This window comes from Ruegeria sp. H4 (assembly GCF_056533065.1).
This window is the reverse complement of the sequence record NZ_JBQFOC010000002.1, coordinates 306502-322179: the sequence shown is the minus strand read 5'-3', so window position 1 is coordinate 322179 and position 15678 is coordinate 306502. Positions and strand designations below refer to the sequence as shown.

Sequence of the window (15678 nt, the reverse complement as noted above, 5' to 3'; positions counted from 1 at the left end):
CACAAAGCAACTAGGAGAAGATGAAGATGAAAAAGCTACTCAGCGGGGCGGTTGCCGCCTTTAGCCTGGCCGCCAGTGCATCACTGGCCGCAGATGAAGTGAACCTGCAGTTGAAATGGGTCACGCAGGCCCAGTTCGCGGGCTACTATGTGGCGAAGGACAAGGGGTTCTACGAGGAAGAAGATCTGGACGTGACCATTCTGCCGGGTGGCCCTGATATTGCGCCAACGCAGGTGATCGCCGGTGGCGGGGCAGATGTGACCGTCGAATGGATGCCTGCCGCTTTGGCCGCGCGCGAAAAGGGTCTGCCTTTGGTTAATATTGCGCAGCCTTTCAAAAGCTCGGGCATGATGCTGACCTGCTGGAAGGATGCCGGAATTGCCTCGCCCGAGGATCTGAAAAACCGCACCCTGGGTGTCTGGTTCTTTGGCAATGAATTCCCGTTCATGAGCTGGATGAGCAGCTTGGGTATCGATACCGGCGGCAAAAGCGAGAACGGTGTCGAGGTCCTGAAACAGGGCTTCAACGTTGATCCTTTGCTGCAGCGTCAGGCAGATTGCATCAGCACCATGACCTACAATGAATACTGGCAGGTCATCGATGCGGGCGTCAGCCCGGATGAACTAGTGACCTTCAAATACGAAGATCAGGGAGTCGCAACGTTGGAAGACGGTCTCTATGTGCTGGAAGAGAACCTGAGCGATGAGGCTTTCGTGGACAAGATGCAGCGTTTCGTGCGCGCCTCGATGAAAGGCTGGAAATATGCCGAGGAGAACCCGGAAGAGGCTGCTCTGATCGTTTTGGACAATGACGCAACCGGTGCGCAAACCGAGGAACATCAGAAGCGCATGATGGGTGAGATTGCCAAGCTAACCGCTGGTTCGAATGGTGCGCTGGACCCGGCGGATTTTGAGCGGACCGTGGGCACATTGCTGGCAGGTGGATCTGATCCGGTCATCACCAAACAGCCCGAAGGGGCCTGGACACACCAGATCACGGATGCAGCCTTGAACTAAGGTAATTCATCCTCGAAGCTGATTTAGCGCGGCCCCAAATGGGGCCGCGTTTTTTTGTGCCGACTGTCGGGATTGTGCGTGTACTCGGTGTCAAATCAGGTTAGTATTCATATGTAGAATTTCGCATTTCATCCGAGTTAACTTTGATGATGGGGAAAAATGCAAGGATTTGCATCAGAATTCAGGGTGGCGATGGATCTGATCCTCAACGGGGATGCAGAGCTTTGGGCAATTGTGCTTTTGTCTCTGCAAGTTTCCCTGTTTGCCGTGCTGATTTCCGCACTGATCGGGATGCCCATTGGGGCGGCTTTGGCGGTGGCACGGTTCCCTGGGCGGCGGGTTTTGATTGTGTTGATGAATGCGCTGATGGGCTTTCCGCCTGTGGTGGTGGGGCTGTTGGTCTATCTGATGCTCTCACGTTCCGGGCCTTTGGGTGTGTTGGAATTGCTTTACACACCAACCGCAATGATCATCGCTCAGGTCGTATTGGTCACGCCAATTGTGGCCGCGCTGACCCGGCAAGTGGTTGAGATGCTGGCCGAGGAGTATTCGGAACAACTCCGTTCGCTGGGCGTGTCGCGATTGGCGTCTGTTCCGGTTCTGCTTTGGGATGCGCGCCTTGCTTTGGTCACGGCGCTGCTGGCCGGATTTGGCCGTGCGATTGCTGAAGTTGGGGCCGTGATCATCGTGGGGGGCAACATCAACCACGTGACGCGGGTGATGACGACGACGATTGCGCTGGAAACGTCAAAAGGCAACTTGGCGCTGGCACTGGCGTTGGGGGCGATCCTGATCGGGATTGCGGTGGCCGTGAATGCCATGGTCAGCGCGGCCAGCCTGCGGGCCGAGCAGGAGGGGTTGCGCCATGCGTGATCTGGTGTCGGAAATGACAAATTGCCTGCAAGTGCGCGATGTACAAATCCGCCGCAATGGCTCCGCCTTGCTGGATGTTTCCAATCTGGTTCTGGATGGGCCGGGACCAACTTTGCTGTTGGGCCCAAACGGGGCGGGTAAGAGCTTGCTGCTACGGTGTTTGCACGGGCTGATCTCGCCAGATCAGGGGCGAGTGTTGCAGGATAATGAGGCGTTGAACGCCACTCATATGGCGCGGCAGGCCATGGTGTTTCAGCAGCCGGTTCTTCTGCGGCGTTCGGTGTCAGCCAATCTGGATTTTGTGCTCAGGCGTCAGGGCCTGAAACGCGCAGCACGTAAGTCGCGGATTGTCGAGTTGTTGGCCGAAGGCGGGCTTGAGGGCAAAGCACGGCAGTCGGCGCGTTCTCTGTCAGGTGGTGAGGCGCAGCGTCTTGCGATCCTGCGCGCGCTGGCGGCGACGCCCGAAACCCTATTTCTGGACGAACCCACAAGCGCATTGGATCCAGGCGCGACGCAGATGATCGAACGCATGATCCTGCGGGCATCGTCACGCGGCGTGCGAATTGTCATGGTGACACATGACATTGGGCAGGCGCGGCGGTTGGCAGCAGATATTGTCATGATGCAAGGCGGTCGTGTGGTTGAACACGGACCTGCCAAACAGGTTCTGGATTCCCCAGAAAGTGAAGCCTCTCGCCGTTATCTGGCGGGCGGCTTGGTGACCTAACAACAAATCGGAGATCATGATGGTTCGGGCAGTATTGCGCGCAGCGGTAGTGGGGCTTGGCCTGATGGCAGGTGCGGGCTTTGCAGAGGAGCCGTTCATCATTGTGCAGTCGACAACCTCGACGCAGAATTCGGGCCTGCTGGATTATATCCTTCCCGGCTTTGAGGCTGAGACCGGGATCGATGTGCGTGTCGTTGCTGTCGGCACCGGACAGGCCATTCGCAACGCGATCAATGGGGATGGCGACGTATTGCTGGTGCATGCCAAACCAGCGGAAGAGAAGTTCGTGGCCGATGGCTGGGGCGTTGAGCGGTTTGATTTGATGTATAATGACTTTGTGCTGGTCGGGCCAAAATCGGACCCTGCTGGCGTGAAAGGTGGGTCAGACATTCTGTCCGCGCTCAAGGCGATCGAAGCGGCAAGTGCTGTGTTTGTCTCGCGCGGGGATGACAGCGGCACGCATAAGGCCGAGATGGGGCATTGGGCGGATACCGGCATTGATCCGACGCAGGCGTCTGGCACCTGGTACCGTGAAACTGGCTCGGGCATGGGGGCGACTCTGAATGTGGCCAGCGGTATGGGGGCGTATACGCTGACAGATCGGGCGACATGGTTGTCCTTTGGCAATCAGGGCGATCTTGAGATTTTGGTCGAGGGAGACCCGCGCCTGTTCAACCAATATGGGGTGATCCTTGTGAATCCGGACAAACATCCCAAAGTGCGGGCCAAGGCCGGGCAGAGGTTTGTCGATTGGCTGACGGGGCCGGACGGACAAATGGCCATCGAGTCATACCGCTTGCAAGGGCAGCAGGTGTTCTTTCCCAACGCGCGCTGAATGGACTTGTGGCTAGACTGTCCTTTATAGGATCAGTCCCTAGCCGCTGGAGCCATTGTGGTGGACCTGTCCAAGTCCGGTCAGGTCGTAGCCGCCAAACTCGGATGCGCGGGCTTTGAACGGGTCTGAGCGCAGAAAGCGCAGCAGTTTCTGCATGGGCGCATCAAAGTAAGCGCGCCGCCAGATCGCCAGATCCAATCTTTCGGAATGGGTCGGTGAAAATCCAAGGTTGTAGAGGCCGGCCAAAGCCCCGAGGCCAAAACCTGCCTCGGCTTTACCATCATGCAGGGTGATGGCCAGCTCTTCTTCGGTGCGGGCGCAGTTTGGCAGGGCGTCCAGATCATCCCGTGTCATGTCATGAGCTTCAAGCTGGGCATCGAACAAGCGCTGACTGGCTGCACTGTCCTGACGCAAGATAACGCGTCGGCCTTTGAGATCAGCAAAACCCGCGATACCTGAGGTTCCCGGTGCAAGAAGCAGACCCCGTTGGCGCTGCGCGACCTCGACAAGAACAACAGGCGCCTCGCCCAGCGTGTCGCGTAAGGATTGGGTGTTGAACCCGTGTTCTTCGTGGATATGCAAGACAGCGGCCTGCGCGCTGCGCTCGGCAAGCCGGGTCAGACCGTCGAAGGAACCGTCGTAGTAGGTCGCCAGCCCCGATCCGCTTTCGCGCAGCGCCCAGTCCAGCAAGGGGTCGTGGCTACCGGCGACAATTGGGGGCAGGGGTGGTTCGGTCACATGCGGGCCCGACCGTGAGGCGTTGAGCCAGGCGATGACCTCGGCCCGGGGAAACAGCAGCTTGCCCATGGCGCGGACGCAAGGCAGCTCACCCGATGAGGCAAGATCGTAGGCCTTACGCTCGCCGATCCGAAGCAGGTCGGCCAGTTCCTTGGTGGTCAGATATTCGGACATTTAATCCAGACGTACAGCTGCGCCAGAGGTGGCTTCTTCCGCGCTGAAACCCATCTGGTCCAGCGTGTAGGGGGCGGCAACGGTGATGACGACCATCGCGGCCAAGGCGGTAAGAAAGGCTTTCATGGTCTCCTCCGGTTCAGTTTCGATCAACCGTTGCTCGGCGCAGGAAAGCAATCAGGTCGTCCCGGTCTTGCTCTTGCGTGATCCGCTGCATCGGCATCTTTGACCCTGGAATGTAGTGGTCTGGCCCCACGTCGAAAAGGACGTTTATCGTCTCGTCATTCCAAATGATATCAGAGTCTTGCAGCGTTTCCGAGTAGAAATAGCCAGGTAGGGTGCCGGCTTGTCGCCCAAAGATACCATGCAGCGTAGGTCCTGCTCGGCGTTGCCCATCGGGTGTTAGGCTATGGCAGATCGAGCATTTGCGGGCAAATTGGCGCTCTCCATTGTCCATCTCTGTGGGGTCTTTCAGAAAGCTGGGCTCGGCTGCTGCCATTTGTTCCTGGTCACCAAGGGCAGACACCGGCCAGCTATACATGGCCTCATCAATGCCGCCGGCATGGATATTCTGCCCATCTGTTGAAAACGCCAAGGCCCAGACCGGGCCGCGCAGGGTAGCGCGGAAATCGCTGGCGATGCGCCATTTTTCCGTGTCGATCACCATGATATAGCCTTCACCGTCACCGACAGCCAAAAGCGAGCGATCTGGGTTGAGGGCAAGGGCCAGTATTGGGCGGCGATCCAGTGTGAAATCCCGTTCCTCACCTGTTGACAGATCGCGGATGCGGGTTACGCCATCGACCGCGCCATAGGCGATCCAGCCGTCATCTTCGTTCAGGATCAACTCGTTCAGGCCGAACCCATGTTCGACCAATCGCTGTGCCTCTTCCCCGTCGAAGACATCCCATTTCCGCAGGCTGCCATCGACCCCGGCAGAATAAAGCTGTGTACCATCGCGCGAGAACGCCACCGCATTTACCCCGCTGCCGGTTGGTCCAAGCAGAATTGCGTCTGACCCGTCAACAGGCCAAACGCCTATGGTGCCATCCCAACTGGCGGTGGCCACATGCGTTTTTGAGGCTGCGATGCCGACGATCTTGCCTTTGTGCTGGCCAACGATTTTTCCGCCCGGCCAGCGGCGCAGAGTGAAATCGTCCCCGGCTGAATAGATCGCGGTGCCGTTGAACACGACCGCATTGACCGCCGCTTCGTGGCCCTCCAGCCATTTGGGTGTCTGGTCTAACCACAGCCCGACTGAATTGTCGAAACTGGCCGTCGCGATCCGACCATCCGATGCGGTGGCAATTCCCATGATGGGGCCACCATGCCCCTTAAGCGTGAAGAAATCAGCCCAAGCAGGAAGGGGGATCAGAGCAAAAACCAGAACCAGCGCGCGCATCTATTCTGCGGGTGAGGCCGCCGCCTTGCTGGCCTCTTTTTCCTGCACCTCTTCCAACCACAGCGAGTGGTGCTCGCGCGCCCATTGCTCCTCGACTTCACCGGTGCCCATGGCGTCAAACGCGCCCTCCATGCCGATGGAGCCAAGGTAGATATGCGCCACGATGATCGCGATGAACACATAGGCAACCATCACATGCCAGACCTGAGCGTATTGCATCTCTTCCTGCGGTGACATCTGGACCGGCAGGCTCAGGCCCAAAGCCTGCGGAATGCCGGTTGAATTGGCAACGGCGAATGTCTTGGCGAACATCGGCAATTCGAAGGGGAACAGCAAAGATAGGCCGGACAGGCTGATTGAGGTACCCAGCACTATGCAGGCCCAAAAGATGATCTTTTGGCCTGCATTGAACTTCTTAGCGGGCGGATGGCTGCCCTTGGTGAACAGCCCCCCTCCGGCAGCGAGCCACTTAAGATCAGTCCGATTTGGAATATTGTGTGAAATCCAGTTCACCGTGACGATGACCAGGCCCAGCATAAAGGCCCAGGCCAGGTTATTGTGCAGCCATTTGCACCCTTGGGCGATCACCGCAAACCCTTCCCTGCCAAAAATCGGGATCAGGACGTCGCGACCATAGAGGGTGAGTAATCCGGTTATTCCGAGGATGATAAAGGATCCGGCAAAAAGCCAATGACCAAAGCGTTCGAAACTTTTGAAACGTGTAACCGTTCGGCCTGTTTTTTCACCATCTATGCGAATGCGGCCTCGGATCAGGAAGAATAGCAGGATCAGACCCAGCATTCCGGCGATGATATACGTGCCGTATTCGCGCAATGGTCCGGTGCGGAATTGCCACCACCACATCCCGCCGTCTTGTATTAGAACACTGTCTGCTGGGCCGCGCGATGAAACGGTGACATCTGCCGACCCAAAGCGCAGCGCGCGGTAAACATCGCTGTCCGAGGATACGCCGCTAGGTCCAAACTGCCCCAAGAGCCCTTCGACATTGCCTTGGCCGGTGTTCTCCGATCGAAAACTATTGTCCACTTTTTCGCCGCGCTGGCGGGCTAGGATATCTTCGAGCGTTGACGCACCCCCGGTCGAGGTGCGTTCATTTGTGGTGGCCGGCACTTCGGTCTCGTCGGTTTGTGCGACGACGGCTTGAGCCATCCCAATGGTCAAAAGCAATGCGATGAGTAAGCGGAACATCTGAACCTCGGTCAAAATTCCAGATCAGGCGACCCACGGGTGCGGGTCGCCTGTTTGGTTCATGAAAGCGGTCTTAACCGTCTTTCTGGTCGTAGGCGGTGCCCCAACCCCACGCGCCCGAGCCAAACCCGCGCGCGACGACGCGCTCGCGGTAGATGGCCGAGACCACGTCGCCGTCACCGGCAAGCAGGGCCTTGGTGGAACACATCTCGGCACAGATGGGCAGTTTGCCCTCGGCGATCCGGTTGCGACCATATTTGGCGAACTCTGCGGTCGAGTGCGTTTCCTCTGGGCCGCCGGCGCAGAAGGTACATTTGTCCATCTTGCCGCGCGATCCGAAGTTGCCTGCCTGTGGGTATTGCGGCGCGCCGAACGGGCACGCGTAGAAGCAATAGCCACAGCCAATGCACAGGTCTTTGGAATGCAGGACGACCCCTTCTTCGTTCTGATAGAAGCAGTCGACCGGGCACACCGCCATGCAGGGCGCGTCTGAACAATGCATACAGGCCACCGAGATCGAGCGTTCGCCCGGGTCACCGTCATTGATCGTCACCACCCTGCGGCGATTCACGCCCCACGGCACCTCGTGCTCGTTCTTACACGCGGTGACGCAGGCATTGCACTCGATGCAGCGTTCGGCGTCGCAGAGAAATTTTGCTCTTGCTGCCATTTTCTCTTCTCCTCCTTACGCTGACCAGATCTTGCAGAGAGTCGCTTTGGTCTCCTGCATCTGGGTCACTGAATCGTAGCCATAGGTCTGGGCGGTGTTTGTACTTTCACCCAGTACATAGGGATCGGCACCTTTGGGGTATTTCTCCCTCAGGTCCTCGCCCTGGAAATGGCCACCAAAGTGGAACGGCATGAAGGCCACACCGGCACCGACCCTGTTGGTCAGCATCGCCATCACCTTAACCTTGCCGCCTTCAGGACCTTCGACCCAGACCTGTGATCCGTCCCGAATACCAAGGTTGTTGGCATCGCGCGGATTGATCTCGACAAACATGTCCTGCTGAAGCTCGGCCAGCCACGGGTTCGACCGTGTCTCATCGCCACCGCCTTCATATTCGACCAGACGACCTGACGTTAGGATTATCGGGTAATCCTTTGAAAAGTCGTTCTTCTGGATCGAAGCATAGAGGGTCGGCAGACGATAGGCCTGACGGTCCTCGTAGGTTGGATAGTCCTCCACCAGATCGCGCCGGTTTGTATAAAGCGGCTCGCGGTGCAGTGGGATCGGATCCGGGAAGGTCCAGACAACCGCGCGGGCTTTGGCGTTCCCGAAAGGCGCACAGCCATGCTCGATCGCCACCCGCTGGATACCGCCAGACAGGTCGGTTTTCCAGTTGGTCTCTGGTCCTGCAACGGCGTCGATGGCTGCACGTTCCTCAGCCGTCAGATCACCGTCCCAGCCAAGGTCCATCAGCATTTGCATCGTGAATTCGGGATAGCCATCCTGAATTTCCGATCCGACGCTGTAGACCCCTTCGGCCAGCAAGTTGTCACCATCGCGTTCCACCCCGAAACGGGCGCGGAAGGTCAGGCCACCTTCGGCCACCGGCTTGGACATGTCATAGAGGTTTGGAGTCCCCGTATGACCCATCTCCGGCGTTCCCCAGCAAGGCCAGGGCAGACCGTAGTACTCGCCGTCGTTTGGCCCACCAATGGCTTGCAGCGTGGTTCTGTCGAACGTGTGCTGATTGGCCATATGGCTTTTCAGGCGCTCTGGCGACTGACCGGTGTAGCCGATGGTCCAGAGACCGGCGTTGAACTCACGCGTGATGCTTTCAACATTCGGGGTTTCCGGGTCGTCCATCTCGATATTGCGGAACAACCGATCCGCCCAGCCGAACTTGTTGGCGAACTTGGCCATGATGACCTCGTCCGGCAGACTTTCGAACAGCGGATCCACCACCTTGTCGCGCCACTGAAGAGAGCGGTTCGAGGCCGTGACAGAACCACGCGTTTCGAACTGCGTACAGGCCGGCAGCAGGTAGACGCCATCGGTGCGGTCATGCAGAACGGCCGAGACGGTGGGATACGGGTCGATCACGACCAGCATGTCCAGCTTCTCCATTGCCGTCTTCATTTCCGTCATCCGGGTCTGCGAGTTGGGCGCGTGGCCCCACAGAACCATGGCGCGGACATTATTGTCCTGATCCATGTTGGCCGGGTCTTCCAGAACACCGTCGATCCAACGAGAGACCGGGATGCCACGCTCATTCTGCAGCGGTTTATCCTTGCCGTCCTTGTCCTTGATCGTGGCGAACTGACCTGCCAGCCATTCGGGATCTTCACCCCAGACACGGGCCCAGTGACCCCAAGCCCCTTTCGACAGGCCATAATAGCCGGGCAGGGTATGGGACAGAACACCAAGGTCCGTCGCGCCCTGCACGTTGTCGTGGCCGCGGAAGATGTTGGTGCCTCCACCCGAGGTGCCCATGTTGCCAAGCGCAAGCTGCAGCACGCAATAGGCGCGGGTGTTGTTGTTGCCGTTGGTGTGCTGGGTCCCACCCATACACCAGATCACGGTGCCGGGGCGGTTGTTGACCATGGTCCGGGCCACGCGCTTGAGCTGCGAGCCAGGTACTCCGGTGACACGCTCGGTTTCTTCCGGGTTCCAGTTGGCAACTTCGGTGCGGATTTGATCCATTCCCCAAACACGGGTGCGGATGAACTCTTTATCCTCCCAACCGTTGTCGAAGATGTGCCACAGGATACCCCAGATCAGCGCAACGTCTGTGCCGGGACGGAAGCGCACATACTCATCCGCATGCGCCGCGGTGCGCGTAAAGCGTGGGTCACACACGATCAGCGGGGCGTTGTTCTGCTCTTTCGCGCGCAGGACATGCAGCAGCGAGACGGGGTGCGCCTCGGCCGGGTTGCCGCCGATGATGAAGATGGCCCGAGAGTTGTGGATGTCATTATACGAATTGGTCATGGCGCCGTAGCCCCATGTATTCGCAACACCCGCAACTGTGGTCGAGTGGCAGATACGGGCCTGATGGTCCACGTTGTTCGTACCCCAGTAGGCGGCGAACTTACGGAACAGATAGGCCTGTTCGTTATTGTGCTTGGCCGAGCCCAACCAATACACGCTGTCCGGCCCGGATTCCTGGCGGATGTTCATCATGCCGTCGCCGATCTCGTCGATCGCCTGTTCCCAGCTGATGCGTTTCCATTCCCCGCCTTCCTTTTTCATCGGATACTTCAGGCGGCGTTCGCCATGGGCGTGCTCGCGGACCGAGGCCCCCTTGGCACAGTGCGCACCCAGGTTGAACGGGCTGTCCCAACCGGGTTCCTGCCCGACCCAGACACCGTTCTGCACTTCGGCAACGACGGTACAGCCGACCGAGCAGTGGGTGCATATGGATTTGATATTCTCGACGGCCTGATTGGCCGCTGTCTGGGCACTGGCTGGCGACACGGTTCCACCCGTAGCGCTGATCGCGGCGAGGCCGCCGATCGTCAGGCCCGAGCCACGCAGGAATGCGCGGCGATCGACGGTTTTCTCGCCGACCTGGGACAGGATACTTGTCCGCTGGGGGCGTCTCGCAACCCCGTTGGTCTTTTTCCTAAGCATTTCTTTCCTCCCTTGCTGGCCATGATGATCATGGCTGGCTTGGTAACTGCGAAACCGACGTCAGGGCCAATCGCAACCGTCAGTCGGGTAGATGACATCGTCCAGCTGGTGCGCCGGGCGCGGTCGTCGTGCTGAAAGCGCGCTTTCAAGTGGCTTAGAAGCGCGCGCTTTCCAGATACGCACGGGTGTGCGGCGTATCCTGCATGCGGGTCTCGTCCGTGGGCAGCTCGGCTGCTTCGGCTTGACCGCTCAGGCTGGCAGCGGCAACAGCAGCAGGCGCTGCGGTTCCGGCCAGTTTCAGGAAGTCGCGGCGCGTTGCGCCTTCTTCCTTGGTCGTGCTCATGGGTGTCTCCTCTCCCATTTGCGATCTAGCGCCAATTCGGGCGCTGGCGAGTGGCGGGTTATGCCGCCGTCATTCGGAACGCCTCGCGCTCGATCTCCATGAACACCCGACCGGCAGTACCGACCGAGGCATAGAGAACGGAGTTTTCAGCAGCTTCCAAATCCGAATAGAAATGCGCGGCCCAGGGCCCGATATGTTTGTTCCAGAACGCTTTCTGGTCATCCAACAAGGCAGGCGCACCAAAGCGTCCAACGATCATGCCCGCCATCATTTCCATCAACGAGGCGATGTTGTCTTCGGGTTCGAACACATTCTGCGCCCGAGTTATGCCGCGCACGGCCATATCGTTACGCAATTGCGCCAAGGGTTTTTCGTTCAGGAACCCAGTCAGATAAAAACTGGCATAGGGCAGCAGCTCACCACGCCCCAATCCGATAAACAACGCGTTGAACTCGCGCTCGGCGGCGGCGGGTTTGGTGACCTTTGCTACGCGCGACATCGCCTGAATGGCCTGTCCCAGATCGGTTTCATCGCCACTCAGCCCAGCCATCTGATCCAGCAGCAATTGATCCGGCGGGCCAGCTAGAAGCAGACCGAGGAAATTGTAGAAATCCGCGCGCAGCCGATCCTCGGCTGAGATATCCAGTGTTTGCGCGTTATCTGCGGTCATGCGTTATCCTTCGAATTCAAATCTCATGCGACGCGGGGCAGGGGAAAGCTCTGCGATCTCTTCCTCCGCATCGAACTCGGCCACTAGGACGGGCTCCGGTACCGTTTCTGCAATTGTAGCCGGTTGCGCGTCGGGTTCGTCCTCTGGTTCCTGAGCGGCAGTCTCAATTTCTTCTTCCTCGGTCTCAGCCGCCAGCGCCTCGACATGGGCCAGCATCCCTTTGCCAACCTGATACGCGGTTTGCAGATTCTCGATCACGCAGGCCGCGTCGGTGTAATCCTCGCCGTAGTCGACAAGACCATCCACATTGGCCAGCACCGGGTTCAGACGCCACAGGCGTCGCAATGCGCGGCGGCGCAGGCGGTCTGGCACCGCTTTGGCCATGAAACCCGAGACATCATCGCCCGCCTGCAAGTGATCCGGGTCGGGCAAGTTGAATTCGGCCAATATTTCGGCGTCGCTTTTTTCTTCCAGCTCGGCCTGCTGAAGGGCAATCACCTGTTCTTCGGCGGCGATAACTTCAGCCTCAGCTTCGGCCTGAACGGCAGCCTTGCGGCGAGACCAGAAATCGCGGGACTGGGTCATTGCACAACCCTCCGCGGCGCGCGGTAGACGTCTGAATCCTGCCGGATCCGCGCATCGCCTTTGCCATCTTCCACCAGATCGGTCCGTTTCTTGTCGCGGCGGCGCTTGATGAAAACCTCATCACGGTGGTGTTCCAAGGTAAAATCGCGCACCCAGGCAATCAAACCTTCGGACATCGGGATCTTCTCGACCAGTTCCTCACCCGTATCCGCATAGTCCTGGCCTTCGAACGGAGACGCAGTGATCAATACCGCATCCATCGGGCGTTCCCCGTCCAATGCATCGCGCAGAACCAGATAGATCGACGGTTGCCCGTCAGACAGGTTGACCATGTAGGCCTCAGTCTCATCCACCCATAGGGTCAAGGGCAAGGTGGCGGCGTGGTATTCGACAGCATCGCCCTCGCGGCGCAGTTCAACCCAATCCGCAGGGCCTGCACCCGGCAGGGCAGCGACCGCGCGCCAGTTCCACTTGGCCCAGCGGGTGACCCCGGGCGTTTTGCGCACAATGACGCCAACTGGCATTTCGATACAGCTTGCGGCCTTGGCCACTGGCTCCTCCCCGGCAGGCTCTCCCATGCCTGGCCTCATGTCCACTATGGTACACAACCTGTTGTTCTGCCAAGCCCCTGCACTGCGACTTTAGTCGTATTTCGATGTTTTCCTTTCATGTGGGAATTTATCGATTGGCCGGAATCGCTAAATTCCCGTGTGAACGCTGTTTGATCTTTGCCGAGGTTAGGCGTTTACATTGCCGTACCCGCAATACAGCCTACAGTGCGGTGGGGGGGCGAGTAAGTCGGGGAGGGGATATGACTACCAAGCTTTTACTTTGCGATTGTGAAGGGTCACAGCCCGTAGATGCTGAGCGGATCGGATCCGCCTGCGATCTGGAGTGTTCGAAAGTTCACACCGGATTGTGCACCCGCGAGCTTGGTTTGGTGGCCGATTTTCTGACAGGTGAGGATCCAGTGCTGATTGCCTGTGGGCAAGAGCAGGATGTGTTTCGGGACCTGGCCGAGGATCTGAGTGTTGAATCGCCCGCTTTTGTGGACATCCGGGATCGCGCGGGCTGGTCAGAGCAGGCGCAGGATGCGGCCCCAAAAATGGTTGCTCTGGCAGCTGAGGCCATGATCCCAATGCCCATCACACCCAGCGTGGATGTGATTAGCGAGCGGACCTGCTGCATCATCGGACCCTCCGAAGTTGCGTTCGAACTCGCGGATCGTCTGGCCGGCGTGCTGGCCGTGACAGTTCTGGCAACTGATGGTGGCCATCCCACGACCCGGTCTTTTGACGTGGTTCAGGGGCAGGTGCGGTCGGTCACTGGCGCGTTGGGAGGATTTACGCTGCGGATCGACCAGCTGCAGCAAATGGAGCCTGGGGGTCGCGGCGCTTTCGCCTGGTCCGATCCGCGTGATGGGGCCAGATCCGCCTGTGACATTCTGATTGATTTAGCAGGTGGCACGCCGCTGGTTCAGGCCCCTGCCAAACGCGAAGGGTATCTGCGGGGTGATCCGCGCGATCCGTTGGCGGTCGCGCGCCTGGCGTTTGACGCGGCGCAACTGGTGGGGACGTTTGAAAAACCGCTCTATGTGCGGCTTGAGGAAACGCTCTGCGCCCATTCGCGCGCCGAACAGGTCGCCTGCACCAACTGCCTTGATATCTGCCCAACCGGGGCGATCACACCAGCCGGAGAGCATGTCGCAATCGACCCGATGATCTGTGCGGGTTGTGGGGCCTGCGCGGCCTTGTGCCCTTCGACCGCGATCACCTACGAGGATCCGCCGGTATCCGCGATCCTGTCTCGCATGCATGTTCTGGCGCGCACCTATCGTCGGGCCGGTGGCAGTGCACCGCGCTTGCTGGTGCATGATGCCCATGGGGCTGAGATGATCCGGTTGGCCGCGCGTTTTGGCCGTGGCCTGCCCGCCGATGTGATCCCGATGGAGCTGAGTGTCATCTCAGGGTTCGGCCATGCCGAGATGTTGGCAGGTCTGGCCCACGGGTTTGCGCGGGTGGACATCCTGCTTGCGCCAACGACTGAGCGGGATGCACTGGATCGGGAACTCGCGCTGGCTTCGGCCATCGCCACAGATGCCGGTCTGAGCTTTATTGATGAGGCCGACCCGGACGCGTTGTCTGATCTGCTATATGCGCAGTCTGTTCCGGCACCGCTGACAGACCCTGTGTTGCCCCTTGGCAATCGCCGACAGATCACGCGGCTGGCGGCACAAGCGTTGAACCCAATGATGGAAGAGCCGCTATCCTTGCCAGAGGACGCTCCATATGGTGCGGTTGCGGTGGATACGGATGCCTGCACCTTATGTCTCAGCTGTGTTTCGCTGTGTCCCTCGGGGGCATTGATCGACAATCCGGACAAACCGCAACTGAACTTTCAGCAGGATGCTTGCCTGCAATGTGGCCTATGCCGGAACATTTGCCCCGAGGATGCGGTCACACTGGTGCCGCAGCTGGATCTGAGCGACACGGCCCTGTCTCAGCAGGTGTTGAACGAAGAAGAACCTTTTGCTTGTGTCGAATGTGGTGCCCTGTTTGGCGTGAAATCGACGGTGGAACGCATCATGGAGAAGCTTTCGGGCACGCATCCGATGTTTGCCTCGTCCGAACAGGCACGGATGATCCAGATGTGCGACAATTGCCGGGTCGGCGCGCAATTCAAGATGGAGGACAATCCGTTCCAGTCCAATCCCAAACCTCGGGTGATTACGACGGATGACTATTTCTCCAAGCGGAAGGATCATTGATGCTGCAGCGGCTTGCCAAGATCCGCCGCTTCAATGATCGAAACAAAGGCCAAGATGGCGTCGAGGTCGTCCAATGTCATCTCAACCGGATGAATGGGCGATGGGCGCGCCGGATCAAAGGGCGGCGTCAGCCCATCGATCTGAGTGAAGGCAGGGTGAGGGTTCAGCGCAAAGAAGGCCTGAAACCGTTCATCCCAATCCGGAAGGCTGCGCAAAACCGCAAAAGAGGGAGTCGAGCCCAACCCGTTCATCCGGTTTTTTGGACCGATCACGTGACAGCGGCCACAATGGGTCATCGAAAGTTCTTCGCCCAGGGTCACGTCACCATCGGTTGTCGTTACGCTACCGGTGACGGCGACCTCAAAACTGGCGCTAAAGGGCGCGCCCTGATCAGGCGCAAAGCTTTCGACTGTGCGTTTCCCGATGTCGGATGTCAGCCAATCCCGGAATCGGGCCTGCCGGGGGTCGTCCTGAATGCTCAGATGGTAGATCACACCTTCGCGGGCAAAGACCGGATCACCAGTTGGACCCGCCGTCAGCGACATAACACCGCTTTCGTCCGCAGTAACGCGTATCCCGGTCTTGAGCGAAAAGCGTGGAAGAATATGTTGCAACAGGCCGGTGTCTGTTACCTCGGACGGGGCGGCCAGGCCGATGGCCTCTTGCGACCCGGAAGGGGTGGCGGTGAGCGTCAGGCTGAGGCACAACAGGACAAAGCGCATGGCCAAACCTAACGGCCAAAAGGCAAATGCGTCAAAT

General features: G+C 58.9%; 16 protein-coding genes. 5 read left to right on the top strand and 11 right to left on the bottom strand.

The features are described 5' to 3' along the window. Positions 1-26 precede the first annotated feature (26 nt). From ACR0KG_RS13065 to ACR0KG_RS13050, 4 genes are all read left to right on the top strand, one after another. Entirely contained in the window at positions 27-1016 is a 990-nt protein-coding gene (locus tag ACR0KG_RS13065; RefSeq protein WP_480549017.1) for an ABC transporter substrate-binding protein, read from the top strand. Between the two features lie 159 nt (positions 1017-1175). Then, positions 1176-1889, top strand: coding sequence for an ABC transporter permease (locus ACR0KG_RS13060; protein WP_480549019.1), 714 nt, complete (start codon positions 1176-1178; stop codon positions 1887-1889). Further along, complete coding sequence (locus ACR0KG_RS13055; RefSeq protein WP_480549021.1) at positions 1882-2616, top strand: ATP-binding cassette domain-containing protein; 735 nt, start codon at positions 1882-1884, stop codon at positions 2614-2616. Before ACR0KG_RS13060 ends, ACR0KG_RS13055 begins: the two co-directional genes overlap by 8 nt. Before the next feature lie 19 nt (positions 2617-2635). Continuing rightward, entirely contained in the window at positions 2636-3451 is an 816-nt protein-coding gene (locus ACR0KG_RS13050) for an ABC transporter substrate-binding protein (protein WP_480541221.1), read from the top strand. A gap of 39 nt (positions 3452-3490) precedes the next feature. On the opposite strand, the gene ACR0KG_RS13045 is transcribed toward ACR0KG_RS13050, so the two are convergent. The 10 genes from ACR0KG_RS13045 to ACR0KG_RS13000 all read right to left on the bottom strand — a co-directional run bounded on the left by ACR0KG_RS13045 (position 3491) and on the right by ACR0KG_RS13000 (position 12730). Continuing rightward, positions 3491-4363, bottom strand: coding sequence for a substrate-binding domain-containing protein (locus tag ACR0KG_RS13045; RefSeq protein WP_480541223.1), 873 nt, complete (start codon positions 4361-4363; stop codon positions 3491-3493). Further along, a complete protein-coding gene (locus tag ACR0KG_RS13040; RefSeq protein ID WP_480541225.1) occupies positions 4364-4489 on the bottom strand; it encodes a hypothetical protein in 126 nt (41 codons plus the stop codon). A 13-nt stretch (positions 4490-4502) separates the two neighbouring features. Further along, a complete protein-coding gene (locus ACR0KG_RS13035) occupies positions 4503-5765 on the bottom strand; it encodes a c-type cytochrome (protein WP_480827518.1) in 1263 nt (420 codons plus the stop codon). Then, positions 5766-6974, bottom strand: coding sequence for a formate dehydrogenase subunit gamma (locus ACR0KG_RS13030; protein WP_480549029.1), 1209 nt, complete (start codon positions 6972-6974; stop codon positions 5766-5768). Positions 6975-7047: 73 nt separating this feature from the next. Next, the gene (fdh3B, locus tag ACR0KG_RS13025) at positions 7048-7644 is read right to left on the bottom strand and encodes a formate dehydrogenase FDH3 subunit beta (protein WP_039530246.1); all 597 of its coding nucleotides are present in this window, start codon (positions 7642-7644) and stop codon (positions 7048-7050) included. Between the two features lie 15 nt (positions 7645-7659). Further along, complete coding sequence (locus ACR0KG_RS13020; RefSeq protein WP_480827517.1) at positions 7660-10554, bottom strand: formate dehydrogenase subunit alpha; 2895 nt, start codon at positions 10552-10554, stop codon at positions 7660-7662. A gap of 154 nt (positions 10555-10708) precedes the next feature. Then, positions 10709-10897 carry a twin-arginine translocation signal domain-containing protein gene (locus ACR0KG_RS13015; protein WP_480827516.1) on the bottom strand — a complete coding sequence of 63 codons (189 nt, stop codon included), beginning with the start codon at positions 10895-10897 and terminating at the stop codon, positions 10709-10711. A 58-nt stretch (positions 10898-10955) separates the two neighbouring features. Further along, positions 10956-11567, bottom strand: coding sequence for a TorD/DmsD family molecular chaperone (locus ACR0KG_RS13010; protein ID WP_480827515.1), 612 nt, complete (start codon positions 11565-11567; stop codon positions 10956-10958). Between the two features lie 3 nt (positions 11568-11570). Further along, positions 11571-12152: a DUF3306 domain-containing protein gene (locus ACR0KG_RS13005; RefSeq protein ID WP_480827514.1), complete on the bottom strand. Its 582-nt coding sequence runs from the start codon at positions 12150-12152 to the stop codon at positions 11571-11573. Beyond that, on the bottom strand, positions 12149-12730 hold the full coding sequence (locus tag ACR0KG_RS13000) for a DUF3305 domain-containing protein (RefSeq protein WP_480827513.1): 582 nt from the start codon (positions 12728-12730) through the stop codon (positions 12149-12151). The genes ACR0KG_RS13005 and ACR0KG_RS13000 overlap by 4 nt, the downstream gene beginning before the upstream one ends. Positions 12731-12963: 233 nt before the next feature. On the opposite strand from ACR0KG_RS13000, the gene ACR0KG_RS12995 reads away from it, so the two are divergent. Continuing rightward, a complete protein-coding gene (locus ACR0KG_RS12995; protein ID WP_480827512.1) occupies positions 12964-14919 on the top strand; it encodes a 4Fe-4S binding protein in 1956 nt (651 codons plus the stop codon). On the opposite strand, the gene ACR0KG_RS12990 is transcribed toward ACR0KG_RS12995, so the two are convergent. Continuing rightward, positions 14913-15641: a hypothetical protein gene (locus ACR0KG_RS12990; protein WP_480827511.1), complete on the bottom strand. Its 729-nt coding sequence runs from the start codon at positions 15639-15641 to the stop codon at positions 14913-14915. The two genes, ACR0KG_RS12995 and ACR0KG_RS12990, sit on opposite strands and share 7 nt — an antisense overlap. Positions 15642-15678 lie beyond the last annotated feature (37 nt).

Excerpts from the sequence above, each read along its gene's own strand:
- ACR0KG_RS13060 (WP_480549019.1), top strand. The coding sequence starts at position 1,176 with ATGCAAGGATTTGCATCAGAATTCAGGGTGGCGATGGATCTGATCCTC.
- ACR0KG_RS13010 (WP_480827515.1), bottom strand. The coding sequence starts at position 11,567 with ATGACCGCAGATAACGCGCAAACACTGGATATCTCAGCCGAGGATCGG.
- ACR0KG_RS13030 (WP_480549029.1), bottom strand. The coding sequence starts at position 6,974 with ATGTTCCGCTTACTCATCGCATTGCTTTTGACCATTGGGATGGCTCAA.
- ACR0KG_RS13045 (WP_480541223.1), bottom strand. The coding sequence starts at position 4,363 with ATGTCCGAATATCTGACCACCAAGGAACTGGCCGACCTGCTTCGGATC.
- ACR0KG_RS13065 (WP_480549017.1), top strand. The coding sequence starts at position 27 with ATGAAAAAGCTACTCAGCGGGGCGGTTGCCGCCTTTAGCCTGGCCGCC.
- ACR0KG_RS13000 (WP_480827513.1), bottom strand. The coding sequence starts at position 12,730 with ATGGGAGAGCCTGCCGGGGAGGAGCCAGTGGCCAAGGCCGCAAGCTGT.
- ACR0KG_RS12995 (WP_480827512.1), top strand. The coding sequence starts at position 12,964 with ATGACTACCAAGCTTTTACTTTGCGATTGTGAAGGGTCACAGCCCGTA.
- ACR0KG_RS13055 (WP_480549021.1), top strand. The coding sequence starts at position 1,882 with ATGCGTGATCTGGTGTCGGAAATGACAAATTGCCTGCAAGTGCGCGAT.
- ACR0KG_RS13020 (WP_480827517.1), bottom strand. The coding sequence starts at position 10,554 with ATGCTTAGGAAAAAGACCAACGGGGTTGCGAGACGCCCCCAGCGGACA.
- ACR0KG_RS13050 (WP_480541221.1), top strand. The coding sequence starts at position 2,636 with ATGGTTCGGGCAGTATTGCGCGCAGCGGTAGTGGGGCTTGGCCTGATG.
- ACR0KG_RS12990 (WP_480827511.1), bottom strand. The coding sequence starts at position 15,641 with ATGCGCTTTGTCCTGTTGTGCCTCAGCCTGACGCTCACCGCCACCCCT.
- ACR0KG_RS13035 (WP_480827518.1), bottom strand. The coding sequence starts at position 5,765 with ATGCGCGCGCTGGTTCTGGTTTTTGCTCTGATCCCCCTTCCTGCTTGG.
- ACR0KG_RS13005 (WP_480827514.1), bottom strand. The coding sequence starts at position 12,152 with ATGACCCAGTCCCGCGATTTCTGGTCTCGCCGCAAGGCTGCCGTTCAG.
- fdh3B (WP_039530246.1), bottom strand. The coding sequence starts at position 7,644 with ATGGCAGCAAGAGCAAAATTTCTCTGCGACGCCGAACGCTGCATCGAG.
- ACR0KG_RS13040 (WP_480541225.1), bottom strand. The coding sequence starts at position 4,489 with ATGAAAGCCTTTCTTACCGCCTTGGCCGCGATGGTCGTCATCACCGTT.
- ACR0KG_RS13015 (WP_480827516.1), bottom strand. The coding sequence starts at position 10,897 with ATGAGCACGACCAAGGAAGAAGGCGCAACGCGCCGCGACTTCCTGAAA.